Origin of the sequence: Arthrobacter sp. NPDC058288 (assembly GCF_042880995.1) — a bacterium.
Lineage (GTDB): Bacteria > Actinomycetota > Actinomycetes > Actinomycetales > Micrococcaceae > Arthrobacter.
In genome coordinates this window covers 20,960-47,332 of record NZ_JBHVYH010000006.1, presented here as the reverse complement: position 1 = coordinate 47,332, position 26,373 = coordinate 20,960, and the positions used below count along the sequence as shown (strand labels likewise).

Genomic DNA, 26,373 nt, shown 5'->3' with positions numbered 1-26,373 from the left:
AACTCACCTAAACCATACGAAATTGTTGCCCGCGCCACAAGCTGCGCTTCCGGGCCGGGGCATTCCGCTTCGGCCAGAACTAAACTTGAACCATGGACGAGATCACGCTGGACACACCCGTGGCCGAACAGCTGCAGGATCTGGTCATCAGCAGCCAGGACGTCAACGGATTCCTGGCGGAACTCTGCGAGCTTTCCGCTGGCTCCCTCTCGCGCGCACTCGGCCAGGAGGTTTCCTGCGCTGTCACGCTGAGCCGGCACCACCGGACCACCACGGCAGCCTGGAGCAACCCGGAGGCACGCCTCTTCGACGAGATCCAGCAGAACTACGGCGACGGCCCCTGCCTCCACGCGATGTCCACGGGCACCACGGTGCTGGTCAGCGATACACGCACTGACCCGCGGTGGCCCGACTACGGCCACGCGATCGCCTCGCTGGGACAGTTGAGCGTGCTGGGCGTCCCCCTCACCCTGGACTCCGGCGCAGCGGCGGCGCTGAATGTCTTTGCTCGCGACTCGAACGTCTTTGGTGTCTCGGCAATTCAGAAAGCCGAACTCTTTGCGTTGCATACAGAGAAGGCTCTTCGCCTGGCGGTAAGAATCGGCGTCCAGCAGCAACTGGCCAAGGACCTGCGCTCCGCGATGGAGTCCCGCACGGCGATAGACCTCGCGGCCGGAATCATCATGGGCCAGAACAGGTGCTCGCAGGCAGAAGCGATGGCCATCCTCACCAAGGCTTCCAGTGGCCGGAACCAAAAGCTCCGCGTCGTGGCGGAAAAGCTCGTGGAATCATTCAGCCCAGGGACATCCGCCACACATTTCGACGGCTAGGCCAGACGGCCAGGTCACCGTCAACGGCCGTCAACGGCCGGGCGCAAACCTAGGAAGCGGCGCAACCCTAGGAAAGCGACAGCCTAGGATGCAGTAACGGGGTCCGTGGGCGGCTGCTCGGGCCAGTCGATGAATTGACCATAGGCGTCGTGCTTCTTGAGGTAGCCGTAAATGAAGGGGCAATGCGGGATGATCCGTTTGCCGGCGGACACCACGTCATCGAGGGCGAAATGCGCCAGCACCTTTGCCAGGCCCTGCCCTTTGAACTCCTCCGACGTGTCGGTGTGGATGAAGTCCACGTGCCCTGGTCTGTCCACGAAACGCGACTGGACCGCCAGCTTCCCGCCGACATGAAGCTCGTAGCGGTGAAGGGCATCATTCCGGGTGGTGGTGACGTCCGGGCTGAACGTGTCTTCAGTGGATGCCGTGTTCTCCGTCATGGTTCGACATTGGCACTTAAAGGCCCCTGTGGCAATGGTCCGCCGGGGGCACCCGGCGCGCCGCCGGGACGCACCGGGATCCGGCCAAGCAGGAGCACGGCCAGCGCAAAGCAGGCGGCTCCCCCGCCCAAGAGGGCGAGCGTCAGCCCGTTGATGGCCGCGTCAACCACCGGGATGAAGACCGCCACGACGGCGAGGACCACCGCGGCGGCGGGCCGGCGGCGGGAGTGGGCCGACGCCGTCGGCCGTTCTTCCAACCGCCCGAACACCGCGAGGACAGGCAGCAGGAGCGCCATGACGCCGAGCAGTACCATCGGCCGCGACCACCACCATGCGGCGGTACCTGCCGGCGGCTTGGGGAAATCGGTGAGCAGGAGAAGCCCGGACATCGCGGCCAGCAGGGGCAGGTGCCACAGGTAGATGGTCATGGCGCGCCGTCCGGCCATCCCCACCACGGCCCGGACCCACCGCGCCGAGGCCGCACCGCTGAGCACCGGCCGGGAGAGTTGGAGCGCGGCCGCCTGCGCCGCGCCCAGGAGCAACAGGCAAAGGTTGGGCGGATTCAGGTTCACCAGCATGTTGCCGCGGTACAGCCCCAGGCCCGTCACCAGGCCCAGGATGAGGTTGCTCGCGACGATGACCCCCACCAGCGTGGACGCGCCGGGCTTCCCGGGCGGGACATCCGCCAGCAGGAACCCCAGCTGCTGGACGGCGCACCAGAGGAACAGGATGTTGGCGTAAGCAAGCAGCGGCAGGGCGCCGCGGAAGCAGTCGATAGCCACCACCAGGGCGGTGAGGCCGGCGAGTGTCAGCCAGGGTGCACGGTCATGGAGTGCCGCCAGCCAGGGGATGTTCAGCTGGGCCGCCAGGTACGCGGCCAGGAACCATAGCGGCATTCCGGCGCCGGTGACGATCAGCTCCACCACCTGCGGCTTGACGCCGGACAGCCGCGCGGCCCACAGCCCGGCGAACATCACCGCCAGCAGCGCGGCGGCCGGGCGGACAAGCCGCAGCAACCGGGCCTGGGCAAACTCGATGCCGCTGCCCCCGCGGGCCTTGAGCCGCCGCCAGGACTGCAGTCCGGTGATGCCGCCGGCCACGAAAAAGAGCGGCATCACCATGAAGATCCAGATAATCGGCTCGAACCAGTCCTGCAGCGCAAGCGTGTTTTCGGTGGTGACGGTCCCGTCGGGGTGGAGCACGGGGCTGACCATCATGGTGTGGCCCACCACCACCAGGGCCAGGCAGAAGAAACGGGCAAGGTCGATCACAGCGTCGCGGTCCGGTGCGGGCGGGTCCTGCCCTGCGCTTGCCTGCGGCTTCTGCTGCTGCGGAACACCCATTACGCTCCCTACGGAGGCGGAACGATTCTTTGCGTACTGTCCATTGTCCGCCGGGCCTCCGTCAAGGGCCAGAAGTCGTGCGCTCAGGCGGTGAGCAGCCCCAGGAGGCCGAGCCCGACGGCGAGAAGCGGCGTCGTGCCTTGCGTGGAGGCCGCCCGGAGGTACTTGCGTCCGCTCAGCGCCAGGACGGCGGCCGCGAGCAGCATGGAACCGCAGGACGCGAAGATGAGGGTCCACCCCACCGGGGGCTCACCCCAAAGGACCGCGCTGATGCCGATCAGGGCGCCGACGGCCAGGAACAGGTTGTAGAAGCCCTGGTTGTAGGCCATGGACCGGGTGGTCTCGGCGTCGGCCTGCGAGGCGACACCAAAGCGCTTCCACGTGGCCGGCCGGGTCCAGGTGACGGATTCCATGGTGAAGATGTAGACGTGCAGCAGGGCGGCGATGAACGCAAAAACGAGGGAGGCCGGGATCATGGCTCGATCCTAGCCTCCCCCGTTGGGAGTTTTTGTCCACTTATCGCGAGCTAACGGCCCTCCAACTCGCGATATATGGACAAAAACTCCTTACTTCGTGAGGGTGGACAGGGCGCCCGCTGCGAACTCCCTGGCCGAGGCGTTCCATTTCCCGAGCAAACCCTGGAGGTTCTCGCCGTCGGCGCGGTGCGGACCCGTTTCGGATTCGAGCGTGGCCAGCACGCCGGTGCGGAGTTCGGTGTTGAAGTTCACCTTGCCCACGTTCATGGCGGCGGCCTTGACCAGTTCCTCCGCCGGGATACCTGAGGCGCCGTGCAGGACCAACGGGATGTGGGTGCGCACCGCAATGTCCTGCAGCACGTCCCACCGCAGCTGCGGCTCGCCCTTGTACTTGCCGTGCACGTTGCCCACGGCCACGGCCAGCAGCTGGGCGCCGGTGCGGGCAACGAAGTCCTCCACCTGCGCGGAGTCGGTCAGTCCGGCGGTGCCTTGCGCAGATGACCCTGTGGCATCCGCGCCAAAGGCGCGGTCCTCGTCACCAGCCAGCCCGCCCAGTTCCGCTTCGATCACGACGTCGGCGTGGCCTTGCGCTTCCAGCACGGCGCGCGCTTCGCGGACCAGGGCGATGTTTTCCTCGTATGGCAGCGACGAACCGTCCGCGAGGACCGAATCCGCCCCTGCCGCGACGGCGTCGGCGATCACCCGGAGATCGGACGCATGGTCCAGCTGCACGGCAATCGGGACGCCGGCGGAGTCCGCCAGTCCGCGGAGGGCGGTGATGAGCCGCAGCCCGTTGGGGGTGCCGGCCGTCTTCGGAGCCACCAGCAGGATGGCCCCGCGGCCGGCTTCTTCCGCCGCCTCCACCACGGCCAGTGCGGTGGTGAAGTCGTAGCAGGTGAATGCCGGGACGGCTGCGCCCTGCTGGAGGGCGGAAACTACCAGGTGGTCGAGTCGGGCACGCATCAGGCGCTCAGGCCCCCCACCAGGATCCAGGCTACGAAGGTCAGCGCGAAGCCGGCCAGTCCCAGGATGGTGGTGAGGACGGTCCAGGTGCGGAGGCCGTCGGACACGGTGAGCCCGTAGTACCGCACCACGGTCCAGAAGCCCGCGTCGGTCACGTGGGACAGGCCCAGGGAGCCGAAGCCGATGGCGATGACCAGCACGGCGATCTGGGCGGGCGAGTATCCGCCTTCCGCGACGGCCGAGGTCAGCAGGCCGGCCGTGGTGACAATGGCAACGGTGGCGGAGCCCTGCGCTGCACGAAGGGCCAGGGAAATGATGAAGCCGAGGACGATCAGCGGCAGGCCCAGGTGGTCCAGGGTCTGCGAGAGTGCCGCGCCGATGCCGGACGTGCGAAGTACTTCACCGAACACGCCGCCGGCGGCAACCACCATCAGGATTGAGGCGATGGGAGGCAGCGCACCTTCGAAGATCTCGCCCGTTTCGCGCAGGGACCAGTTGCGGCGGACCGCCAGCAGGAAGAACGACAGGCCAACGGCCACGAGCAGGGCCAGGAAGGGGTTCCCGACGAACGCCGCCACGCCGTACCAGAAGTTGTCCTTGCTGATGGTCAGGGTGCCCACTGTGCCGAGGAGGATCTGGACGATCGGGGCGGCGATGAGGAAGATGATCAGGCCGGGGCGCGGCGGGGCAACAGCCTGGGCTCCGGGGCCGTCGTGGCCCACGTGCACCAGGGAAGCGGAACCGAACTCGTCAACCTGTGCTTTGACGCCGGGGAGGAGTTCGTATTCCTTGCGGTTCATGATGCTGGCAACCCAGTAGGACAGGAAGCCGAGGGGGATGCAGATGAGAAGGGAGATCAGCGTGATGAGCCCGATGTCGGCTCCGAAGACGCCTGCACCGGCGACGATGCCCGGGTGCGGCGGCACGGCAACGTGGATGGACAGCATGATGCCGGCCATGGGCAGGCCGAACTTCACGGGGTGGACCTTGGCGATCCTGGCGAATGCGTAGACGATCGGCACCAGGACGATCACGCCGACTTCGAAAAACACCGGAATGGCCACCAGGAAGCCGACGGCGGTCAGTGCCACAGCCACCCGCTTGGCTCCGAGCTTCTCGGTGAAGTGGGAGGCGAGCGACTGGACGCCGCCGGATACCTCGATCATGCGGCCCAGGATCGCTCCGAGGGCGATCAGCAGTGCGACCTTGCCCATGGTGCCGCCCACGCCCGTGGCCACCACGGTGAAGACATCCTTCAACGGGATCTGGGATGCCACGGCCACGAGGATGCTTACCGTCAGCAGCGCCACGAAGGCCTGGATCTTGAAGCGGATGATCATGACCAGCAGGAGCGCGATGCCGAGGGCGGCAATGGTCAGGAGGAGCGGAGTGCCCAGCTCCACGGCCGGCTTGATGGGAGCGGCGTCAGCCGCCCGCACCATCAATGAGTTGATCAGGGGATTCATTGGGGGATTGTCTCCTTTGACGTCGCCGGCAACGCCCGGCGAGGTGGTTCGACGACGACGGAGGGGGGACCGCCGTCGTCGGGCTTTGGGTAGCGTGGAGTTTTTGTCCAGATAATGGCGCCAAAGAGCGTTCTAAGTCGCATTATCTGGACAAAAACTCCCGGGGAGGAAGCGGGGTTAAGCGGTGCGCCTGGTGGGGGCGACGACCTTGATGACAGCGGAGTCGTCGGCAGCGGCGAGGCCCTGGGCCTGGCCCAGGAGGTAGAGCTGCTCGGCAGCGGCGGCAACGGGGGCCGCCAGGCCGGCGGCACGGGTGGCCTTGCCCACGATGCCCATGTCCTTGACGAAGATGTCCAGGCGGCTCAGCACTTCGGCACCTTCCTCGTTGTAGGCCTCGAGGATGCGCGGGCCGCGGTTGGACAGCATGAACGAACCCGCCGCACCCGCTTCGAGCGCCTTGAGGGTCTTCTCCTGGTCCAGGCCGAGGGCGTCGGCCAGGGCCAGGGCTTCGGCAGCGGCGGCGATGTGGACGCCGCACAGGAGCTGGTTGACGGTCTTGAGCGCCTGGCCGTCGCCGGGCTTGTCGCCCACAACGGTGAGGGTGGAGGCCAGCAGTTCCAGGGCCGGACGGGCCTTTTCCTGCGCTTCCGGGGATGCGCCCACCACGATCAGCAGGTCGCCTTCACCGGCGCGCTTGGGGCCGCCGGAGAGGGGCGCGTCCACCAGCTCGACGCCGTATTCGGCCAGCCGGTCCACCGTGGCCGGGATGGCGTCGGTGCCAACGGTGCTGCCGAGGATCACGACGGCGCCCGGCTTGAGCACGGAGGCTACGCCGTTCTCGCCGAAGAGGACATCGTTGAGCTGCTCGCCGTTGCGCACGGCCAGGAGCAGCGCGTCGGCGCCTTCGGAGGCTTCGCGGGCTGAGGCAAAGGTCTTGATGCCGGCTTCGGCGGCAAGCTCCAGCCGCGGTTCGGCGATGTCGAAGCCGTGGACGGTGAGCTGGCTGGCGAGTCGGGTGGCCATGGGCAGGCCCATGGCGCCAAGGCCCAGGACGGTGATGGTGTAGTTGCTGCTGGTCATGGTGTTCTCCATTGAATCTTGGGGTGGCGGGGAGGCTTAGAAGGTGTTGCTGAGCTTGCGGGTGACGTCGGCGAGGGACAAGTCGTCTCCCACGTTGCCGGCGAACACGATGTACGGGATGCCCTTGGCGGGGCCGTCCACCGGTTCCCACAGGCTCACGATGCCCGGGAGCATGGGGCCGCGGACGATCGCGTGGCGGATTTCCAGGCCGTGCGCGGCAACGTCCGAGGACGTGATGCCGCCCTTGGCGATCACAAAGCGCGGCGGGAACGTCTTGAGTGTGCGGTTCACGACGGCGACGACGGCAGCGGACACGGTGCGTGCGATCCGCAGGCTTTCGGCGGCGTCGTCGGTCTTGATCAGGAGGCGGCTGGTGTGGACGATGACGTCGCCGGTGCGCAGCGACTCCACCACCGTGTCCACTGTTTCGTCCAGGTAGCCGGCGGCGCTATCGCCAAGCAGCTTCTCGACGTCGATCTCCACGATGCGTGCCGCGCTGTGCTGCTCGGTGAGTGCCTTGAGCTGGCGGGTGGTGACACCGACGTGGGAGCCCACCACGATGAGCCCGCCGGCTTCCGACGGGGTGTTGCCGGCGTAGGCCTCTTCACCGCTGAGCTGGGCGCGGATTTCCTGGCCGATGCGGCCACGGACGAAGGGAGGCCCCACGCGGTAGAGGAGCTTCTTGCCGCGGCGTTCTGCTTCTTCCAGGCCGAGGGCCAGGGCGCGGAAGTCATTCTCGGTAACGATATCGGCCACAATTGGCGTGGAATCGGTGGCGGATTCGATGGCGTCCGCGATGGCCTTGGCGGAGATGGCAGGATCCGCGGCGGCAGCACCGGCACGGATGATATTGAGGTCCAGGACAATCACGGAGTCTGCGGCGAACCGGCCCTTCGACTTCTCCTCGACGTACCTGGCCATCTCGGAGTTGGCGAACCCGAAGCTTGCGTCCTTGGCGAATTCTGTCTCGGCCACGGGGGTGAGCGTGCCGGCATCTGCCCCGGTGCCGCGCATGTAGTGCACGCCGCCGATGGTGACGCGGCCGGCGTCGGGAAATGCCGGAACGATCACTACGCCGTCGGTGGCCTCGCCGGTCTCGGCAGCTACGGTGGCGGCGATGACATCAGGTTCCAGCGGGTAGTGGCCCCGGAGGGTGGAGTCGCTGCGGCTGACGAAACCGAGGCGCAGCGCTTTTCCTTCGGCGGCGCCGGCTGTGTTCCCTGCTGCGGCCAGCGCGTTGCGGACGATTTCTTCGTTCCGTGCAGCGGCCTCGGCCGGGTCCAGGCTGCGGGTGTTGGTCAGGACGTAGACGGCGGACTTGAGGTTGTTCTCCCGAATGTGGGAGAAGGCCCAGGTGAAGTCGGCAACGTCCCAGCGGGTGAGCACGGGCAGGTCCGCAACGGACTGCGTGCCGGTGGGGTCGTCGTCGAGCACCACGAGCACTCGGGGGGAGGCTGCCGAAGACGCCGCGACAGCGTCGGCAACCAGCTCAGCGGGAATCTGGACCTCTGCCGGGAAGGCTGCCAGTACATCTGCTTCAAGGGGCACTTTGCACTCCGTTGTGTATGAAATCTCTGCTGCGGTTAGGGATTTGTAAGATGTCAGACATCTAACATTTGAATGCTAGTGTGGCACATGGCACACGGACTCGCAAGTAGACTTGTCGGACAAATCGTCGCTCACAGCTGAACGGGGGAAAATTGGCACGTAAATCACTGGTCGGCGTGGTGGCCGACGAACTCCTGGACCGGATCATTGCCGGCGAGTTTCCCCCCGGCTCCAGCGTCCCGGGTGAGCTGGAGCTCAGCGCGAAGCACGAGGTCAGCCGCATGACCGTGCGCGAAGCCATGAAGACACTCGAAGCCCAGCGCATCCTGAGCGTGGAGCGCGGGCGGGGCACCTTCGTCAACCCGCTCAACCGCTGGGCTTCCCTGGAAGCAGTCCTCCGCGCGGCTTCAGAGGGCGTGAATGATGCCTCCGCTGCGATCCAGCTGATTGAGCTCCGCCGGATGCTGGAAACGGGGGCGTGCGAACTCGCCGCGGGCCGCATCAGCGACGCCGAGATCGGGATCCTGCACGGCTACGTGGCAGCCATGCGCAAGGCCCATGACTCCGACGACCTGGCTGCGTTCGTGGAAGCCGACCTCGCCTTCCACGACGTTATCCTCCGCGCCTCCGAGAACGTTTTTGTGGCCGTCCTGTTCGAGCCGCTGCACCGCGTACTGGAAACGCGCCGGACGCAGACGTCCAAGTTCCGCGACATCCAGGAGCATGCGATCGGGCACCACCAGGCAATTGCCGACGCGCTGGAATCGCGGGACGCCGGACGCTCACGCAGCGCCATGGACGCCCACATGCAGCAGACCCTGGATGACCTGAAGACGTACGTGCTGGAAGCGAAAACCGCCTGACCGTTTAGCCCTTAGGCGAGGGAGAGGAAGAGCTTCTCCAGTTCAGCCTTGTCCAAGGTGGGGTCCTCCTGCTGCAGGCACTGCTGAAGGCCGGTGGCAATGATGGAGAAACCGGCCCTGTCCAGGGCGCTGGAAACTGCGGCCAACTGAGTGACTACGCTTTTGCAGTCGCGGCCCTCTTCGATCATCCGGGTTACAGCCGCCAGCTGCCCCTGCGCGCGGCGCAGGCGGTTGATGACCGGCTTCATGTCGGCGGGATCGAGTTCCATTGCTTCCTCCGTGACTCTAGGACTTTGTCCATCTTATACCCCCCTTGGTATTGGCTGCGGCTTATGTAGCTGGAATCACACCGGCCCAGGGCCTTGGGACCGCGGGGAATTGCGCCCTTGGACCCTGTTTTCGGGCCGCGGATGGAGTCACCATGGGAACGTGAGTACGTTCAGCATTCCTGGACCGTCGCGAACACCCACCGCGGCGACCACTCCGGCTCCGCACCCCTGGAACCGCTACGTGGCACTGGGAGATTCCTTCACTGAGGGGTACGGCGATCCGGAGCCACAAAGCCCCGGCGGTGTCCGGGGCTGGGCAGACCGGGTCGCGGAAGAGCTGAGCCTGGGACGCCAGGATTTCGCCTACGCAAACCTGGCGGTCAGGGGCCGCCTGCTCCAGCAGATCGTGGATGACCAGGTAGGGCCCGCACTTGAACTCAGGCCGGACCTGGTCACTCTCTCGGCCGGAGGCAACGACATCGTGTTCCGCGGCAGTGATCCTGACAAGCTGGCGGAGCGGCTGGACCCTGTCATCGGACTCCTCAGCGCCACCGGAGCAACAGTGGTGCTGTTCACCGGCCCGGATTGGGGAGGCACTCCGGTGTTCGGCCGCATCCGCGGCAAGGTAGCCATCTACAACGAAAACCTGCGCACCCTGGCGGCCCGGCACGACGGCGTGGTGGCCGACTTGTGGACACTGCGGCAGTTGACGGCTCCGCACATGTGGGATCCCGACCGCCTGCACTTCTCCCCGCTGGGCCACCACACCATTGCGGCCATGGTGCTGGATACGCTCAATGTGGACCACACCCTGAAGCCGCTCGAGCCCAAGGTGCTGCCCGTCAGCAGCTGGCGGGATGCTAGAAGCAGTGACCTGGTCTGGGCCAAGGACTACCTGTTCCCGTGGGTGGTGCGCCGGGTGCGGCAACGCCCCGCAAACCTGGGCCTGAAGGCCAAACGACCGGAACCAGGGCCGATATTCGGTCCGGGCATGGCACACGGCCCCTTCCCCGCCGGCCCGCTTCCCGCCGGAAAACCCTAGTCGCGCCGCCCCGTGTCCGCTAATCTGCAGGGACGGCCCGCAGTTCCGGGTATCAATGCAGATTATGAGGAGCGAAGTTGTCGAATCACACCTACAGCATTTCTGAAATTGTCGGAACTTCAAACGAGGGTGTGGACGCTGCCGTCCGCAACGGGATCGCCGAGGCCGCGAAAACCCTTCGCAACCTGGACTGGTTCGAGGTCAAGGAAATCCGCGGGCACCTTGAAAACGGGCAGGTGGCCGACTGGCAGGTAACCATCAAACTGGGATTCCGCCTGGAGCGCTGAACCGCGGAATTTCAGCGGGAAGTATCCCCTGACGTCTGGCGGCGCCACACTGTAGGCGAACCGTTGTAGGACGGGAAGACGTGTCCTTCAAAAAAGGTCTGGCCGTCGTGCGGCGCCTCCGCCGGGGCCCACAGTCCGGACGCCGGGCAGTGGGTCCCTGTGGCGCCGGCGGTGGCCACCCGTTCGCGGAGCAGTGCGATGCGCTTCATCGTTGAATCCCATCCTTGGTAGTAAAAAGGTCTACCCCAAGGCTAGGAAAGGGGCCGGGATCCCCCAATGGGCGTTTGCCCAAATTCAGCCGGGTTCGTGTGGCAGCTGCACAGCCGCAACGGCTGGCCCCGGGGCCACTCCGTCCATTCCGGCTCCGAAGCTGCCCAGCAGGGTGAGCGAATCAGCCGATGCCGAACCGGGCTTGGCGGAAAATATCCGGAGGACCTGGTCCGGGTCCTCCGGCAGCACCAGGTTTTCAAAATCCAGCTCCAGGTCTCCGACCACCGGGTGGCGGAGCCTTACGCTGCCGGCTGACGGAGCGGCCACGCGGTGGCCGGCCCACCATTGGCGGAAGTGTTCGCTGTGGACCGCGAGTTCACCCACCAGCTGATTGGCCTGTGCATCATTGGGGTGCCGCCCGACATCCACGCGTAGGGCCCCGACGGCCTCGGCCGCCACAGCCTTCCAGTCGGGGAACAGTTCGCGGGCGCGCGGGTCCAGCAAGAGCCAGCGCGTGAGGTTGCGCTCCCCTGCCGGCATGGCCGGGAAATCGGCAAACAGCAGGAACGCCAGCGGGTTGCCGGCCAACACGTCGCTCCGGCGGCCCAGGACCATCGCCGGGACGTCACCCACCGCGCCAAGGAGCTGGCGAAGGGCCGGGCGGACGCCTTGGGCCGGGATCGGCGAGCGCTGCGATTCCGCGCAGTTCTCCAGGAGGTCCATCATGTGCGCCTGCTCGCTGGAATCCAGGCGCAGGGCCCGCGCCACTGAATCCAGCACCGCCCTGGACGGGTGGATGTTGCGGCCCTGCTCCAGGCGCGTGTAATAGTCCGTGCTCACATCCGCCAGCCGGGCTATCTCCTCGCGGCGCAGCCCGGGAACCCGCCGGGCGCCGGAGGTTCCGGGCAACCCTGCATCCTCCGGCTTCAGCCGCGACCTCATGGCCTTCAGGAATTTTCCAAACTCGGCGCTCTGACCCATGCCTTCCATTGTGCACGGCCGGGAAGCTTCCGTTCTACAACGAACGTAGGACTGTCAGTCCTAGGAAAAACAGGAACAGGCATGGCTACTGACACGGCGCGGCAAAGTGCATAGGCTCGGAACATAGCCAGCACGAAAGCGGTTTCCCCCTTGCCCTTCGACGATCCCTCGACCGGAAGAACCGACGATGTCCCAGACGCACCAAAACACCATCCCGCAGTTGACCCTCAACAACGGAGTCCAGATCCCGCAACTCGGCTTCGGCGTATTCCAGGTGCCGCCGGAAGAAACCCAGCGCATCGTCGAAGATGCGCTCGAAGCCGGCTACCGCCACATAGATACCGCCGCAGCCTACCGGAACGAGGCCGGAGTGGGGGCTGCCATCGCCGCTTCGGGCATTCCCCGCGAAGACATCTTCATCACCACGAAGCTCCGCAACGGCGAACAGGGCAACGCCCACGAGGCGTTCCAGAACAGCCGCAAGGCACTCGGCGTCGAGTTCGTGGACCTCTACCTGATCCACTGGCCCGTGCCTTCCCAAGGGCTTTTCACCGAAGCCTGGAAAGCAATGGAGAAGCTCTACGCCAACAGCCAGATCCGCGCCATCGGCGTCTCCAACTTCCTCGGCGAGCACCTGGACACCCTCCTCCCCGCAGCGGACGTAGTCCCGGCGGTGAACCAGTTCGAAATCCACCCCACCTTCCAGCAGCAGGAACTGGCCGCCAAGTGCAGGGAACTCGGCATTGCCGTGGAGGCGTACAGTCCCCTCGGCCAGGGCGCCGACCTGAACGCAGCGGCCGTGAAGGACCTTGCCGGCAAATACGACGCCACTCCGGCCCAGATCGTGCTGGCCTGGCACCTCGCCCAAGGCACCATCGTCATCCCTAAGTCAGCCGATTCGAAGCGCATGCGGGAGAACCTGGGTGCCGTCGCCGTCGAGCTCTCCCCCGCCGAACTCAGCGAAATCACGGTCCTGGAGTCGGGGGCCCGTGCGGGCGCCGACCCCGCCGTCGCCGCCTTCAGCCAGATGTAGCAGGCCACAGACAGAAAGGAATTCTCAGCATGCAGTACACACACCTTGGCCGTTCGGGCCTGCAGGTTTCCCGCCTGTGCCTGGGCACGATGAACTTTGGGCCCCAGACCGAAGAAGCGGCCGCGCACTCCATCATGGACTCCGCCCTGGACTCCGGCATCAACTTCTTCGACACCGCCAACGTATACGGCGGCACCGACCACCGGGGCTGGACCGAGGAAATCATCGGCCGCTGGTTCGCCCAGGGCGGCGATCGCCGCGAACGCACGGTGCTGGCCACCAAGCTCTACGGCACCATGACGGAGCGGCCCAACGAATCCAAGCTGTCCGCCCTGAACATCAGGCGGGCGCTGGACGCGAGCCTCAAACGGCTCCAGACCGACTACATCGACATTTACCAGTTCCACCACATCGACCGGAACACCCCCTGGGACGAGATCTGGCAGGCCATGGACGTGGCTGTCCAGCAGGGCAAGATCCTTTACGCGGGCAGCAGCAACTTTGCCGGCTGGCACATCGCCCAGGCTCAGGAATCCGCCGCCCGCCGCAACTTCACCGGACTGGTCAGCGAGCAGTCGATCTACAACCTCCTGACCCGCAACCTGGAACTGGAAGTCATTCCCGCCGCGCAGCAATACGGTTTGGGACTGATCCCCTGGTCGCCGCTGCACGGCGGCCTCTTGGGCGGCGTGCTCAAGAAGGAGCGCGACGGCGTCCGCCGCACCGAAGGACGGGCGGCCGAAACACTGAAGAAGCACCAGGAGCAGATCCGCCAGTACGAGGACCTGGCCGACGACCTGGGCCACGAGCCCGGCGATATTGCCCTGGCCTGGCTGCTGCACCAGCCCGCGGTCACCGCACCGATCGTCGGTCCCCGCACGCAGGAACAGCTCGACGCCGCCATCAGGGCCCTGGACGTGACGCTCGACGCCGATGCGCTCAAGCGCCTCGACGACATCTTCCCGGGGCACCGCACCGCTCCGGAAGACTACGCCTGGTGAAGTTACCGGCCACGGTGGCGTCGCCGTCGCAAGCCTTGGACCTCACCGGTCCGCCGGTTCGCCACCCCCGCGGTTAGCTGCGCCATCGTTGGAAGACCGTGCCTTCCGGCATCTGTGCAAACCCACTGCGATAGGAAAGACTTTCCAAATGGCACTCTCACCAGTGATTGAGCTCAACGACGGATCCCGGATTCCGCAGATCGGCCTGGGGACCTGGCCGCTGGACGATCACCAGGTGGCTGAGGCCGTGGTGCAGGCGGTGGAGGCGGGGTACCGCCACATCGACACCGCCGTGAAATACGGCAACGAAAAAGGTGTGGGCAATGGCGTGCGCGCCAGCGGCCTTGACCGGTCGGACCTGTTCATCACCACCAAACTGGACGGCGAATTCCAGGGGCAGGACAGGGCCGTAGCCGGACTGGACGGATCGCTCACCCGCCTCGGGCTGGACTACGTGGACCTGCTTTTGATCCATTGGCCACTCCCCCGGCGGGATGAATTCATCTCCACCTGGAAAACTTTTGAACGGTTGCAGGCGGCAGGCAAAGTGCGGTCAATCGGTGTGTCCAACTTCAAGCCGGGGCACCTGGAGAGGCTTATGGCTGCCTGCGACGTTGTGCCTGCAGTGAACCAGATCCAGGTCAGCCCGGCCATCACGCGGATAGTCGATATCGCGTACAACAGGCGGCATGGGATCGTCACCGAGTCATACAGCCCGCTGGGTGCCGGCAGCGACCTCCTCAACGCCCCAGTACTGGGAAGGATCGCCCGCAAGCATGGCAAGACCCCCGGCCAGATCGTGCTCCGCTGGCACGTTGAGCAGGGCCTTGTTGCCATCCCCAAATCTGCCAACCCCCAACGCATGAAGGAGAACCTGGAAATCTTCGGTTTCTCTTTGGACGAGGACGACATGACCGCCATTGCCACGCTGGACGGAGGTGACGAGTCCGGAGTCAATTCCGAGGTTCAAGGTCACTGAAAATCGGCGTTCCCGGGAATTCACAGGTCCACCGACTGGCAGATTAATACTAAGCATGATTAGTATTGGGTAGAAGGATGTAGCGTGCCCGGGATCCGGGCACCTCCTCAATGAAAGAAGAAGGAACGATAAAATGGGTTTTTTCGCATTTCTGATTCTGGGCCTTATCGCCGGAGCAATCGCTAAGGCAATCCTCCCGGGCCGTCAGGGCGGTGGCATTTTCATCACCCTGCTCCTGGGCGTCGTAGGAGCTTTCCTCGGCGGCTGGATTGGCAGCCTGCTCTTCGGTGTTGGCATCAACGAGTTCTTCTCGCTGTCCACGTGGCTCCTGGCCATTGGCGGCGCGATCATCGTCCTGCTTGTTTACGGCATGATCACCAAGCGCACGGCCCGCTAAAGCGGAATCCGGCCTGATAAACGGCCCCGGGATTTTTCCTGGGGCCGTTTTTTCATTCCGGCCATGAAAAATTCGGCCTAAGAGTGGCGGCCAACATCCCCCTACGGCCCGCCCGCGTATGGAACCTTCTCACGGAGCAGGAGTACATCATGAAAGCAAAACTTCTTTTTGGTACCGGAATGGCCGCAGGCTTCGTCCTCGGCTCCAGGTCAGGCCGCGCCGCCTACGAAAAAATCAAGGCGAGGGCAGCGGCACTCTGGGACAGCAAGCCCGTCCAGGACAAAGTGGCTGCGGCAACCGAGGCGGTCAAGGAAAAGGCTCCCGAAGTTTCTGACCAGCTAACGGAAGCCGCCCGCCGCGCCGGCACGGTCATCAGTTCCGCTGTGCACCGGGACAAGCCAAGCGACACCACCAAGGACGGCCACGCTGCCTCCGGCGGTCCCGTCGCGGACGGCGATCTGCCCGCCGGCGACTACGTCCCCTCGCACAGCACGCACCCGGAGACCGTCAACCTGGGGACTGCGGACAGCGGAAACGCGGACAGCAGCACTGCCAGCGGCATCCCCGACACCACCAGCGACCCGGCCCTCAACGACTCCACCGGCCAGGACTGGTCCGATGAGGGCGGCGCCACACCCGCCGGCGCCGCCACCAACACGAGTCCCGAGCGGAGCTAAAACCCGCCAACAGCTGCGCCGACCCGTCCGGACCATGTTCCGGGCGGGTCGGCCTGTGTCTGCCCCCCGTTCCCGCCCTGCGCGTCCCAGGGCCCTCGGCGAGGGACCCTGGCAAGGGTCCAAAGGACCTTGTCCGGGGCTGCCCGGAATTTTAGAATGTGGGTGGCTAAGCAGTCAGCCATTGAATCCCCCGGTCCGGAGTGATTTCATGACTTCTCGACGCCTGGCCCCCGTTCCTCCGGCACGTGCGGCGCGGCCCCTTGCCCGGCGGCGTCCATGAACGGCTGGAACCTGGACACGTCCGGATCCGTCGGCCCCAATGCAGTGACCATCGTTGAGGGATCGTCGTTCTTCATTTCCGCCGGCAACGGCGACCTGGATCCCGGACTGGCCCACGGCGTTTTTTACCAGGACACCAGGATCCTGTCCCGCTGGAACCTGCTGGTGAACAACCACGTGGTGGAAGGCCTCCTGGCAGTGAACCCGGAGCCATACCGGGCCGTCTTCACCGGCCGGGCGCCCCAGCCGGACGGGGCGGCCGATCGGCCCATGGTGATCGAGCGGGACCGGCAGGTGGGCGACGGCGTCCGTGAGACGCTCACCCTGAGCAACTACTCCAGCAGCCCGGCGCCCTGCAGCATCAAGCTGGCGGTGGAGGCGGACTTCGCGGACTTGTTCGAGGTCAAAGCCGGCCGGAAGACCCGACAGCTCCGCCCCTCCCACCGGCCGGAGGGTGACCGGCTGGTCATCAGCGGCCGGCACAACGGGCGGCTGCTCGCCGTGACCATCCGCGCCCCGGGAGCCGACGTGAACCGCCACGGAGTGATGTTCAAGGTGACCGTTCCCGCGAAGGGATCGTGGACCGCCACCATCGTGGTGACGCCCAGCTCTGACGGCAGCGAACCGGCGGGCCGGTTCTCCGCCAGTACACCGCCGAACGAATCGGTTCCCGCCCGGCGCCACCGGACCTGGCGCGCTGCTGCGCCGGTCATCAGCATGGACAATCCCCTGCTCGAAAAGATCCTGCGCCAGAGCCAGCGGGACCTTGGCTCACTGCGGATCGCGGACCCCGCACATCCGGACCGCACCGTGATTGCCGCCGGCGCGCCGTGGTTCATGGCACTGTTCGGCCGCGACGCCCTGCTGACCTCCCACATGGCGCTGCCCGTGGATCCTGCCATTGCGCTGGGCACATTACAGACGCTTGCCGAACACCAGGGCCAGAAAATCAACAAGATCACAGAGGAACAGCCCGGACGGATCCTCCACGAAGTGCGGCTCGGTTCCGGCGCTGCCCTGTCGCTGGGCGGCGAAAAGACCTACTACGGAACGGCGGACGCCACGCCGCTCTTCGTCACGCTCCTGGGTGAAGTCAGCCGCTGGGGACTGGAGCCCCGTGCGGTGCAGGAGCTCCTCCCCAACGCTGACCGCGCGCTGGAGTGGATTACCCACCACGGGGACCGTGACGGTGACGGCTTCGTGGAATACGAGCGCGCCACCCGGCATGGCCTCCTCAACCAGGGCTGGAAGGACTCCTACGACGGCATCAATTTTGCGGACGGCACCCTCGCCGAACCGCCCATTGCCCTGTGCGAGGTGCAGGGATACGTCTACAGCGCCTACGTTGCCCGCGCGCTGCTCGCCCTGGATGCCGGCGAGACCGCCCTTGCCCGCAGCTGGGGCGACCGGGCGGCCGCACTCAAGGAAGAGTTCAACCGCAGGTTCTGGCTGCCGCGGCGCGGCTACTTCGCGGTGGCCCTGGACAAGGACAAGCGGCCAGTGGATGCCTGCGCGTCCAACATGGGGCACTGCCTCTGGTCGGGAATCGTGGACGATGACAAGGCACCCCTTGTGGCGCAGCGCCTGATGGAGCCGGACATGTTCTCCGGCTGGGGCGTGCGCACCCTCGCGTCAAGCATGGGCGCATACAACCCCGTGAGCTACCACAACGGTTCCGTGTGGCCGCACGACAACGCCCTCATTGCTTCCGGTCTGATGCGGTACGGCTTCATTGAAGAAGCGCAGCGGGTGGCCATGGCCATCTTCGATGCCGCGGAAGCGTTCGGCGGCAGGCTCCCGGAGCTCTTTTGCGGTTTCCCGCGCGAAACGGGCCGCCCCCCGGTGGCCTATCCGTCGTCGTGCTCCCCTCAGGCCTGGGCCTCGGCCACTCCCATCCACCTCATCCGTGTCCTGCTGCGACTTGATCCCTCCGCCCCGACCGGCCGGCTCTGGGTGAGCCCGGCCTTCCCGGACGGATTCGGCTACCTGAAGAAGGAACAGGTGCCGCTGGCCGGCTCCCGCCTGACCATCGAGGTGTCGGGCAACGCCGTGCAAGTGACGGGGCTGCCGCCGGCCATTGAACTGCATCTGGGGACGCAGGAACCCCTGGCGGACCTCATCCGGGTCCACCACGACCCCGGCCGAAAGGCCGGCTGATGTAAGGAGGCACAATGCGCATAGGAATCCTGGCACCACCATGGATACCCGTTCCCCCACCCAGCTACGGCGGCACGGAATCGGTGGTACACACCCTGGCCGCGGGGCTGGCGGAGGCAGGGCACGACGTCGTGCTCGCGGCCTCGGGCGACAGCACCTGTCCCGTGCCGAGGGTTCCGGGACTCCCGGACTCGTTCGAGCTCAGCATGGACTCGGGACGGCAGGAGCTTCTGCATGTGCTCCGCGCCTACGACGCCATGGAGGACGTGGATATCATCCACGACCACACGCTGCTCGGTCCGCTGTGCCAGCGGAGCATGCCCGGTGTTCCCCGCGTCACCACCCTGCACGGGCCTTTCGACGACGAACTCAGCCTGATCTACCGTGCCATGCACCGGGAGACGGCGCTCGTGGCCATCTCGCACCACCAGGCCTCCACGGCCCGCGGCATGGACGTGGACGCCGTCATCCACCACGGCCTCGATGTACGGGGCGTACGGTACAGCCCGTCGCACACGGGCGGAGCGTGCTTCCTGGGACGGATGCACCCGAACAAGGGCCTCCTCCAGGCCATCATGGTGGCGCGCAAGGCGGGCATCCCGTTGCGGATCGGCGCGAAGATGCGCGAAGCGTTCGAACTCGATTACTTCCACGACGTGATCGAGCCGCTGCTGGGACCGGATGTTGAATACCTCGGCGAGCTGGGCACGGCGGACAAGTACCGGCTGCTCGGCGAGTCCGTAGCGCTGCTGAACCCGATCCAGTGGCCGGAACCGTTCGGAATGGTGATGATCGAAGCCCTGGCCGCCGGCACCCCGGTGGTGGCAACACGCCGGGGCTCGGCTCCTGAGATCATCAGCGACGGCGAAACGGGGTTCCTCGCGGACAGCCTCCAGGGCCTCGCCGAGGCACTGCAGGGCTGCAGATGGCTCCGCCGCAGCGACTGCCGGCGCTCGGCCGAGCAGCGCTTCAGTTCCCAGCGGATGGTCCGGGATTACATCCGGTTCTATTCGGAGCTCCTGGCGGGATCACCCCGCGCCGCCGCGCAGGCCGCCGCGGCCGGGTTCTGAGGTGCCCGCGTTCTGAGGTGCCCGGTTTCTGAGGTGCACGGGTTCTGAGGTGGACAGCGGAACGCAAAGAGTCGTCAGTCCCGCTTCAGGCCGATCGCCACCGTGGCGTCCAGCTCCGGGTCGCTGGCCAGCCGGGCCGCGAGTCCCGCGCTGCGCATCAGCCCGATGGTCCGCCGCGCCTGCCTCCGGCTTGTCTCGATCAGCACGTGGCCGCCCGGGGCAAGCCAGGCCGGCGCCTCGGCGATAACCTTTCGCTGGATGTCCAGCCCGTCCGGACCGCCGTCCAGCGACATCAGCGGCTCATGCGTGCGGGCTTCCGGGGGCATGGTCCCGATCGCGGCCGTCGGCACATAGGGGGCGTTGGCTACCAGGACTGCGATGCCGCCGCGCAGCCGCGCCGGCAGGGGTCCGAAGAGGTCGCCTTCGTGGACGCGCCCGCCGGCCGGCTCGATGTTTCCCTTGGCACATAGCACCGCAGCCGGATCCAGGTCCGAGGCGTGCAGTTCGATTCCGGCCACCCGTGCTGCCAGCGCAGCCCCCACTGCGCCGGAACCGCAGCACAGGTCCACGACGACGGGCTGCCGCGTGCCGTTAGCGCCGTCGCCGTGAACCCCGCGGCGGTGGGCGTCGTCGCCCTGAACGCCGCGAAGCAGCTGCTCCGCCTGGCGTACGAGGAACTCCGTGCGGCGGCGCGGCACAAACACCCCTGCCGTGACACCGATACGCAGCCCGCAGAATTCGGCCCAGCCGAGGATGTGCTCCAGTGGCAGGCCTGCGACGCGCCGCCCGATCATCGCTTCCAGCTCCGCAGCCGAGGCAGCCGCCCCGGCGAGCAATCGGGCTTCCTCCTCGGCGAACACGCAGCCGGCGGCCCGCAGGCGGTGAACCGCCTCGTCCGGACTGCGCGTTTCCGGGCTGACAGCAGGCACGGTACGGCCGGTCGGTAGTGGGCGTTCCGGCGGCAACGGCAGCTCCCTCAGGTCCGGGCGGATGGGTTTCATGCTACCGAATCCGGGCAGATACCAAGCAACCTTGGGATTTGCTGGAAAAAGTCAGTGCAAGCGCTTACAGTTGTGACTTGGCTCTCAGAAGCGGTCTCCCGCATCGTCCTTCACAGCAGCAAAGTCGCTTTCCGGAAGGTTTCCTTATCGTGTTTTTCCGCAGTTCAAACACCAAGAATCCACCCTGCCCCCAACCAATCAGGGGCCTCGCCGCGGTGGTGGCGGCACTGGTTGCAGCGGCCGCCCTGGCGGCCCCCGTCCAGGCGGCGCCGGAGCCGAAAAGCCCGGGCGCGCCGTCGGCCCCGCATTCGCTCCGCGCCCCGGTGACGGACGAGAACTTCTATTTCGTGATGGCCGACCGCTTCAGCAACGGAAGCAGCGCAAACGACGACGGCGGCCTGGGTTCCGATCCGATGGTCTCCGGCTTCGACCCGACCAAGAAGGGCTTCTATAACGGCGGCGACCTCAAAGGCCTGCTGGATAAGATCGACTACATCCAAGGCCTGGGCACCACGTCCATCTGGCTGACTCCCAGCTTCAAGAACAAGGCGGTCCAGCCGGAGGACAAATCGGCCGGCTACCACGGCTACTGGGTCACCGACTTCACCCAGATCGACCCGCACCTGGGCACCAACGCCGAACTGAAGGCGCTGATTGACGAGGCCCACTCGCGCGGGATGAAGGTCTACTTCGACATCATCACCAACCACACCGCGGACGTGATCGGCTACGAGGAAGGCGCCCGCACAGCCTACAAGTCCAAGGACGCCGCACCGTACAAGACTGCTGCCGGGGAAGCGTTCGACGACCGCGACTACGCCGGCACGGACACCTTCCCCACGCTGGATCCTTCCACTTCCTTCCCTTACACGCCGGTCCTGGATAAGGGCGAAGAGAACCTCAAGGTTCCGTCCTGGCTCAACGACCCCACGCTTTACCACAACCGCGGCGACACCACCTTCCAGGGCGAGGACTCCTTCTACGGCGACTTCTTCGGCCTGGACGACCTCTTCACCGAGAACCCCAAAGTGGTCGAGGGAATGACGAAGGTCTACGAAGACTGGATCAAGGATTTCGGTGTGGACGGCTTCCGGATCGACACCATGAAGCACGTCAATGACGAGTTCTGGCAGGAGTTCGGGCCCAAGGTCCTGCAATATGCCAAGGAACAGGGCAAGGACGAGTTCTTTATGTTCGGCGAGGTCTTCGACACCTCCAAGAGCTTCACCTCGCAGTTCACCACCCGCAACAAGATGCAGGCAGTGCTGGATTTCCCGTTCCAGGATGCTGCCCGGAACTTCGCCTCCCGCAGCCAGTCCGCCAGCCAGCTGGAGACGTTCTTCGCCGGGGACGACTGGTACACCGATGCCGACTCCAACGTCTACGAGCTGCCCACGTTCCTGGGCAACCACGACATGGGCCGGATCGGCAGCTTCATTGCCGCGGACAACCCCGGCGCGGACGACGCCGAGCGCGTTGCCCGGGACCGGCTGGCCCACGAACTGATGTACTTCTCCCGCGGCAACCCGGTGGTCTACTACGGCGACGAGCAGGGCTTCACCGGCCCCGGCGGGGACCAGGACGCGCGCCAGACGCTCTTCGCCAGCAAGGTGCCGGAATACCTGGACGATGACCTGCTGGGCACCGATGCCACCCATGCCACGGACAACTTCAACACCGGCCACCCGCTGTACAGCAAGATCAGCGAACTCGCAGGGCTGACCGCTGAGCACCCGGCGCTGCGCAACGGCGCCCACCAGAACCGGTACGCCGCCGAGGGCCAGGGAATCTACGCGTTCTCCCGCACTGATGCGAACGACCAGCGCGAGTACGTCGTGGCGGTGAACAACAGCGGGACCGCCCAGACGGCGGAGGTGCCCACTTATATCGCCAAGCGCAACTACAGCAGGATCTACGGCGACGCCGGCGGTTCAGCTGCCGAGTCCAAGACCGCTGACGACGGCAAGCTCACCGTCACCGTCCCGCCGCTTTCCGCGGTGGTCTACGAATCGTCGGGGCGGATCCCGCGCTCCAAGGCGGCTCCCGCCGTCGCCCTCCAGGAGCCGGCTACGGCGGAAGGTGACAACGGCAGGATCCGGGTGGCGGCCGACGTCGACGGTTCGTCGTTCTACGAGGTCACCTTCCAGGCGCGCACAGCGGGCGGGGAATGGGAGCCGATCGGTACGGATGACACCGCCCCGTACCAGGTGTTCCATGACGTCACGGGGCTGAACCCCGGCACGGCTGTGGAATACCGCGCGGTGGCCCTGGACAATGGCGGGCATACCTCGGTCAGCGCGGCCCGTTCGGGTACGGTCCCTTCGCCGGTCCTCGCCATGCTGAAACCGGCGGAGGGCAGCAGCGTGGACGGCAAGGTGGAGGTCAGCGCCACGGCCAGCCCGGAGAAGGCCGACTACACTGTCACCTTCGAACGCAGTGTGGGCGGTGGCGAGTGGGCACCGATCGGTTCGGACAGCTCGTCTCCGGCGTACACGGTCTTCGATGACCTCACTGCGCTGGGGCTCGCCGACGGCACGCAGGTCCGCTACCGGGCAACCATGTCCGTTCCGGGCGCGGAGAACGTGGTCAGCAATATCAGGACCGTGGTGGCCGGCGAGATCCCTCAGCCGGACTCCGTGACGGTGGCCGGTAGCCTGAACTCCGAACTCGGCTGCCCGGACGACTGGCAGCCGGCGTGCGAGGCGGCCTTCATGACGCTGGACCCGGCGGACAAGATCTGGCGCCTGACGGTGCCGAAACTGCCGGCGGGCACGTATGAGTTCAAGGCCGCCCTGAACGGCGGCTGGGACGAGAACTACGGCGCAGGGGGTGCCTTGAACGGTTCGAACATCGTGCTGGAGCACCCGGGCGGCGCCGTGACGTTCCGCTACGACCACACCACGCATGTGCTGAGCCCTGTCTACGCCTCACAGCAGCCGGGAGCCGTAGCCGTGGCAGGGAGCATGAACTCGGAGCTTGGGTGCCCGGAGGACTGGATGCCAGCGTGTGACCAGGCGCAGTTGACGCTGGACCCGGCCGACCTGGTGTGGAAGCTGTCAGTGCCAGCCCTGCCGGCCGGCAACTACGAGTTCAAGGCCGCCCTGAACCGGTCCTGGGCCGAGAGCTACGGTGCCGGCGGTTCACCGAACGGTGCCAACATCAGCCTGGCGCACGACGGCGGCCCGCTCACCATCCGGTACGACCACTTCACGCATGTGATGACGGCCGGATAGCGGCCAACCGGCGGACCCGGCAAACCCCCGCCGGCCGATGTAAACCGAAAGCAGCGCCGCCCTCTCGTGAGGACGGCGCTGCCTTTGGTTGCGACAGCTTCCGGGTCGCTGCCGTGCTGTGCTCTAGTTGAGCGTCGCGGTGTCGATCACAAAGCGGTACCGGACGTCGGAGGCGAGGACGCGTTCGTAGGCCTCGTTGATCTTCTCGGCCGGGATGACCTCGATCTCGGCGCCCAGGTGGTGCTCGGCGCAGAAGTCGAGCATTTCCTGGGTCTCGCGGATGCCGCCGATCATCGAGCCGGCGAAGGAGCGGCGGCCGGCGATAAGCGCGAACGCGTTCACGGGGAGCGGCTCAGCCGGTGCGCCGACGTTCACCAGGGCGCCGTCGAGGGTCAGCAGCTGCAGGTAGGAGCTGATGTCGATCGACGCGCTGACAGTGTTGATGATCAGGTCGAAGCTGCCGGCCAGGTCGCTGAAGGTGTTCTCGTCGCTCGTGGCGTAGTAGTGGTCCGCGCCCAATTTCAGGCCGTCTTCCTGCTTCTTGAGCGACTGGGACAGCACCGTAACCTCGGCGCCCATGGCATGGGCGATCTTGACGGCCATGTGGCCCAGGCCGCCCAGCCCGAGGACGGCGACCTTCTTGCCGGGGCCTGCACCCCAGTGGCGCAGCGGCGAGTAGGTGGTGATGCCGGCGCAGAGCAGCGGCGCGGCGACGTCGAGCTCGATGCCCTCGGGGATCCGCACGACGAAGTCTTCGGTCACCACGACGTGCGTGGAGTAGCCGCCCTGGGTGATGGTGCCGTCGCGGTCAACAGCGCCGTAGGTGCCGATGTTGCCCTTGAGGCAGTACTGCTCCTCGCCCTTCTGGCAGTTGACGCACTCGCGGCAGGAATTCACCATGCAGCCGACGCCGACGCGGTCGCCGACGGCGTGCTTGGTGACTTCGGAGCCAACTTCGGTGACGATTCCGGCGATTTCGTGTCCCGGTGCCAGCGGGTATTGCTGGGGTCCCCAGTCGCCGCGGACGGTGTGGATATCCGAGTGGCAGATGCCGGCGAACTTGATGTCGATCAGCACATCGTGGGGTCCGACGTCGCGGCGTTCAATGGTGGTGGGAACCAGGTCTCCGTCAGCGGACGGGGCGGCGTAAGCGTTAGCGGTAAGCAATGTTTTCTCCAATGTTGGGTGAGGGATTCACTTGGTTGGGTGGAAGTCTTATGGGCGGATCAGCACCTTGAGCGCTGTGCGGCCGGCCATGGCACGGTAGCCGGCAGCGACGTCGTCGAGGGCTACAGTCAGGTCAAACACCTTGCCGGGCTGAATTGTTCCCGAGAGGATGTCCGGCATGAGTTCTTCGATATAGGCCCGGGCCGGGGCCACGCCGCCGGCCAGGGTGATATTGCGCATCACGGTGCCGAAATTCATGGGCACATCGGTGTATTGGGCAGCTCCCACCCTACCAATGGCACCGCCGTCGCGCACGGCGGCGATCGCGGTATTGATGGCATCCTGTGTCCCGACGCACTCCAGCACCGCGTGGGTTCCATCGCCGCCAGTGAGTTCGCGGATCCGTTCGATCCCTTCCTCCCCGCGTTCGGCAACGATGTCTGTTGCACCGAATTCCCGGCCCAGCTCGGTACGGTCCTTGTGCCGGCCCATCAACAGGATCCGCTCCGCACCGAGGCGCTTGGCGGCGATCACGGCGGACAGTCCCACCGCGCCGTCGCCAATTACCGCCACGGTGGTCCGCGGGTTCACTCGCGCCGTAACGGCGGCGTGGTGTCCGGTGCACAGGACATCGGAAAGTGTGAGCAGGGAGGGCAGCAACGGGGAGTCCTCGCCGACCGGAAGCTTCACCAGCGTGCCCTGCGCCTGCGGGACGCGCACGGCTTCGCCCTGGCCGCCGTCGAGGTTGTGGCCCCACTGCCCGCCGTGGCGGCAGGAAGTCTGCAGGCCTTCACGGCAGAAGTCGCAGGTGTTATCGGACCAGACGAACGGCGCCACCACGAGGTCGCCCCGCTGGAAGCCCCGGACCTCGGAGCCGAGGTCCTCAATGACGCCGAGGAACTCATGCCCCATGCGCCGGCCGTGTCCGGACGCGGGGAGGGAGCCGTAGGGCCACAGGTCACTGCCGCACACGCAGGACAGGACCACCCGCACCACGGCGTCGGTTGATTCCTTGATGGCCGCGTCGGGCACACTTTCCACGCGCACGTCTCCGGCGCCGTACATGACTGTTGCTCGCATGGGAATCCTTTTCTGGTATTGACGGATCGGCGGGCCGGGCTTCCTAGCCGGCGTGCGCCGTCGTCGGCTGTTCAGTCGCCGGCTGTTCAGCAAGAACTTCCTTGAGCGCCGTAGCGGCCGTCATGGCGTTGGGCCAGCCGGCGTAGAAAGCCAAGTGCGTGATGGCTTCCACGAGTTCGTCGGCGGTGACACCGTTGACGAGTGCCAAACGCAAGTGGGAGGGGAGCTGGCCGGTCCGGTACAGCGCCGTAAGCGTGGCCACCGTGATCAGGCTGCGGTCGCGGGGCGAAAGGCCGGCCCGCTTCCAAACGTCGCCGAAGAGCACGTCGTCGGTGAGCTGCACGAGCTTGGGCGCGACGTCTCCGATCAACTTCTGGGCCGGCGAAGGGGTCTCTGTTGCCATGGTGGTGCTCCTTAGGAAGGTTTTTGCTGCCTATCCAGCAAACAGCGTCCTCTACACGCGGGGAAGGTCCTGTTGGTACAGGTACTGGCAGAGCCTCC

26 protein-coding genes are annotated in these 26,373 nt (G+C 66.1%); 12 read left to right on the top strand and 14 right to left on the bottom strand.

What is annotated here, in order from left to right; translation table 11 throughout:
* Positions 1 to 92 precede the first annotated feature (92 nt).
* Complete coding sequence (locus tag ACFVWT_RS15725) at positions 93 to 830, top strand: GAF and ANTAR domain-containing protein (protein WP_390249367.1); 738 nt, start codon at positions 93 to 95, stop codon at positions 828 to 830.
* Positions 831 to 913: 83 nt separating this feature from the next.
* Here ACFVWT_RS15725 and ACFVWT_RS15720 read toward each other — a convergent pair whose 3' ends face one another.
* The 7 genes from ACFVWT_RS15720 to ACFVWT_RS15690 all read right to left on the bottom strand — a co-directional run bounded on the left by ACFVWT_RS15720 (position 914) and on the right by ACFVWT_RS15690 (position 8,146).
* On the bottom strand, positions 914 to 1,270 hold the full coding sequence (locus ACFVWT_RS15720; RefSeq protein ID WP_390249365.1) for a GNAT family N-acetyltransferase: 357 nt from the start codon (positions 1,268 to 1,270) through the stop codon (positions 914 to 916).
* The gene (locus ACFVWT_RS15715) at positions 1,267 to 2,613 is read right to left on the bottom strand and encodes an acyltransferase (RefSeq protein ID WP_390249363.1); all 1,347 of its coding nucleotides are present in this window, start codon (positions 2,611 to 2,613) and stop codon (positions 1,267 to 1,269) included. Before ACFVWT_RS15715 ends, ACFVWT_RS15720 begins: the two co-directional genes overlap by 4 nt.
* 83 nt (positions 2,614 to 2,696) lie before the next feature.
* Positions 2,697 to 3,089, bottom strand: a complete 393-nt coding sequence (locus ACFVWT_RS15710; RefSeq protein ID WP_390249361.1) for a DUF1304 domain-containing protein — start codon at positions 3,087 to 3,089, stop codon at positions 2,697 to 2,699.
* A 90-nt stretch (positions 3,090 to 3,179) separates the two neighbouring features.
* Positions 3,180 to 4,052: a class II fructose-bisphosphate aldolase gene (locus ACFVWT_RS15705; protein ID WP_390249359.1), complete on the bottom strand. Its 873-nt coding sequence runs from the start codon at positions 4,050 to 4,052 to the stop codon at positions 3,180 to 3,182.
* Positions 4,052 to 5,518 carry a GntP family transporter gene (locus tag ACFVWT_RS15700; protein ID WP_390249357.1) on the bottom strand — a complete coding sequence of 489 codons (1,467 nt, stop codon included), beginning with the start codon at positions 5,516 to 5,518 and terminating at the stop codon, positions 4,052 to 4,054. The genes ACFVWT_RS15705 and ACFVWT_RS15700 overlap by 1 nt, the downstream gene beginning before the upstream one ends.
* Positions 5,519 to 5,695: 177 nt before the next feature.
* Entirely contained in the window at positions 5,696 to 6,598 is a 903-nt protein-coding gene (locus ACFVWT_RS15695; protein ID WP_390249355.1) for an NAD(P)-dependent oxidoreductase, read from the bottom strand.
* Between the two features lie 36 nt (positions 6,599 to 6,634).
* A complete protein-coding gene (locus tag ACFVWT_RS15690) occupies positions 6,635 to 8,146 on the bottom strand; it encodes a four-carbon acid sugar kinase family protein (protein ID WP_390249353.1) in 1,512 nt (503 codons plus the stop codon).
* A 152-nt stretch (positions 8,147 to 8,298) separates the two neighbouring features.
* Between ACFVWT_RS15690 and ACFVWT_RS15685 the strand changes: the two genes are divergently transcribed.
* Positions 8,299 to 9,009 carry a FadR/GntR family transcriptional regulator gene (locus tag ACFVWT_RS15685; protein ID WP_390249351.1) on the top strand — a complete coding sequence of 237 codons (711 nt, stop codon included), beginning with the start codon at positions 8,299 to 8,301 and terminating at the stop codon, positions 9,007 to 9,009.
* Positions 9,010 to 9,020: 11 nt separating this feature from the next.
* On the opposite strand, the gene ACFVWT_RS15680 is transcribed toward ACFVWT_RS15685, so the two are convergent.
* The gene (locus ACFVWT_RS15680) at positions 9,021 to 9,278 is read right to left on the bottom strand and encodes a metal-sensitive transcriptional regulator (protein ID WP_390249349.1); all 258 of its coding nucleotides are present in this window, start codon (positions 9,276 to 9,278) and stop codon (positions 9,021 to 9,023) included.
* Between the two features lie 175 nt (positions 9,279 to 9,453).
* Here ACFVWT_RS15680 and ACFVWT_RS15675 point away from each other — a divergent pair, with 175 nt between their 5' ends.
* Positions 9,454 to 10,320, top strand: a complete 867-nt coding sequence (locus tag ACFVWT_RS15675; RefSeq protein WP_390249813.1) for an SGNH/GDSL hydrolase family protein — start codon at positions 9,454 to 9,456, stop codon at positions 10,318 to 10,320.
* A gap of 77 nt (positions 10,321 to 10,397) precedes the next feature.
* Entirely contained in the window at positions 10,398 to 10,607 is a 210-nt protein-coding gene (locus ACFVWT_RS15670) for a dodecin (RefSeq protein ID WP_011690139.1), read from the top strand.
* Positions 10,608 to 10,618: 11 nt separating this feature from the next.
* Here the strand turns inward: ACFVWT_RS15670 and ACFVWT_RS15665 are convergent, their stop codons facing one another.
* Both ACFVWT_RS15665 and ACFVWT_RS15660 read right to left on the bottom strand, forming a co-directional pair.
* A complete protein-coding gene (locus ACFVWT_RS15665; RefSeq protein WP_390249347.1) occupies positions 10,619 to 10,816 on the bottom strand; it encodes a hypothetical protein in 198 nt (65 codons plus the stop codon).
* Positions 10,817 to 10,901: 85 nt separating this feature from the next.
* Entirely contained in the window at positions 10,902 to 11,798 is an 897-nt protein-coding gene (locus tag ACFVWT_RS15660; protein ID WP_390249345.1) for a helix-turn-helix transcriptional regulator, read from the bottom strand.
* Positions 11,799 to 11,985: 187 nt separating this feature from the next.
* On the opposite strand from ACFVWT_RS15660, the gene ACFVWT_RS15655 reads away from it, so the two are divergent.
* The 7 genes from ACFVWT_RS15655 to ACFVWT_RS15625 all read left to right on the top strand — a co-directional run bounded on the left by ACFVWT_RS15655 (position 11,986) and on the right by ACFVWT_RS15625 (position 19,391).
* Positions 11,986 to 12,831 carry an aldo/keto reductase gene (locus tag ACFVWT_RS15655; protein ID WP_390249343.1) on the top strand — a complete coding sequence of 282 codons (846 nt, stop codon included), beginning with the start codon at positions 11,986 to 11,988 and terminating at the stop codon, positions 12,829 to 12,831.
* A 29-nt stretch (positions 12,832 to 12,860) separates the two neighbouring features.
* Positions 12,861 to 13,832, top strand: coding sequence for an aldo/keto reductase (locus ACFVWT_RS15650; protein WP_390249341.1), 972 nt, complete (start codon positions 12,861 to 12,863; stop codon positions 13,830 to 13,832).
* A 148-nt stretch (positions 13,833 to 13,980) separates the two neighbouring features.
* Positions 13,981 to 14,811: an aldo/keto reductase gene (locus ACFVWT_RS15645; protein ID WP_390249339.1), complete on the top strand. Its 831-nt coding sequence runs from the start codon at positions 13,981 to 13,983 to the stop codon at positions 14,809 to 14,811.
* 133 nt (positions 14,812 to 14,944) lie between these two features.
* A complete protein-coding gene (locus ACFVWT_RS15640; protein WP_011690132.1) occupies positions 14,945 to 15,208 on the top strand; it encodes a GlsB/YeaQ/YmgE family stress response membrane protein in 264 nt (87 codons plus the stop codon).
* A gap of 149 nt (positions 15,209 to 15,357) precedes the next feature.
* The gene (locus ACFVWT_RS15635) at positions 15,358 to 15,885 is read left to right on the top strand and encodes a hypothetical protein (RefSeq protein WP_390249337.1); all 528 of its coding nucleotides are present in this window, start codon (positions 15,358 to 15,360) and stop codon (positions 15,883 to 15,885) included.
* 276 nt (positions 15,886 to 16,161) lie between these two features.
* On the top strand, positions 16,162 to 18,321 hold the full coding sequence (locus ACFVWT_RS15630; RefSeq protein WP_390249335.1) for a glycogen debranching N-terminal domain-containing protein: 2,160 nt from the start codon (positions 16,162 to 16,164) through the stop codon (positions 18,319 to 18,321).
* 14 nt (positions 18,322 to 18,335) lie between these two features.
* Entirely contained in the window at positions 18,336 to 19,391 is a 1,056-nt protein-coding gene (locus ACFVWT_RS15625) for a glycosyltransferase family 4 protein (RefSeq protein ID WP_390249333.1), read from the top strand.
* 74 nt (positions 19,392 to 19,465) lie between these two features.
* Here the strand turns inward: ACFVWT_RS15625 and ACFVWT_RS15620 are convergent, their stop codons facing one another.
* Entirely contained in the window at positions 19,466 to 20,392 is a 927-nt protein-coding gene (locus ACFVWT_RS15620; protein ID WP_390249331.1) for a putative protein N(5)-glutamine methyltransferase, read from the bottom strand.
* Positions 20,393 to 20,607: 215 nt separating this feature from the next.
* Here ACFVWT_RS15620 and ACFVWT_RS15615 point away from each other — a divergent pair, with 215 nt between their 5' ends.
* Positions 20,608 to 23,625: an alpha-amylase family glycosyl hydrolase gene (locus tag ACFVWT_RS15615; protein WP_390249811.1), complete on the top strand. Its 3,018-nt coding sequence runs from the start codon at positions 20,608 to 20,610 to the stop codon at positions 23,623 to 23,625.
* Between the two features lie 123 nt (positions 23,626 to 23,748).
* Here the strand turns inward: ACFVWT_RS15615 and ACFVWT_RS15610 are convergent, their stop codons facing one another.
* The 3 genes from ACFVWT_RS15610 to ACFVWT_RS15600 are packed head-to-tail and all read right to left on the bottom strand — an operon-like array spanning position 23,749 to position 26,275.
* Positions 23,749 to 24,792 (bottom strand): NAD(P)-dependent alcohol dehydrogenase, encoded by a 1,044-nt coding sequence (locus ACFVWT_RS15610; RefSeq protein ID WP_390249329.1) that lies wholly within the window; start codon positions 24,790 to 24,792, stop codon positions 23,749 to 23,751.
* Positions 24,793 to 24,840: 48 nt separating this feature from the next.
* Positions 24,841 to 25,872, bottom strand: a complete 1,032-nt coding sequence (locus tag ACFVWT_RS15605; protein ID WP_390249327.1) for a zinc-binding dehydrogenase — start codon at positions 25,870 to 25,872, stop codon at positions 24,841 to 24,843.
* Positions 25,873 to 25,915: 43 nt separating this feature from the next.
* On the bottom strand, positions 25,916 to 26,275 hold the full coding sequence (locus ACFVWT_RS15600) for a carboxymuconolactone decarboxylase family protein (protein WP_390249325.1): 360 nt from the start codon (positions 26,273 to 26,275) through the stop codon (positions 25,916 to 25,918).
* Between the last annotated feature and the right edge of the window lie 98 nt (positions 26,276 to 26,373).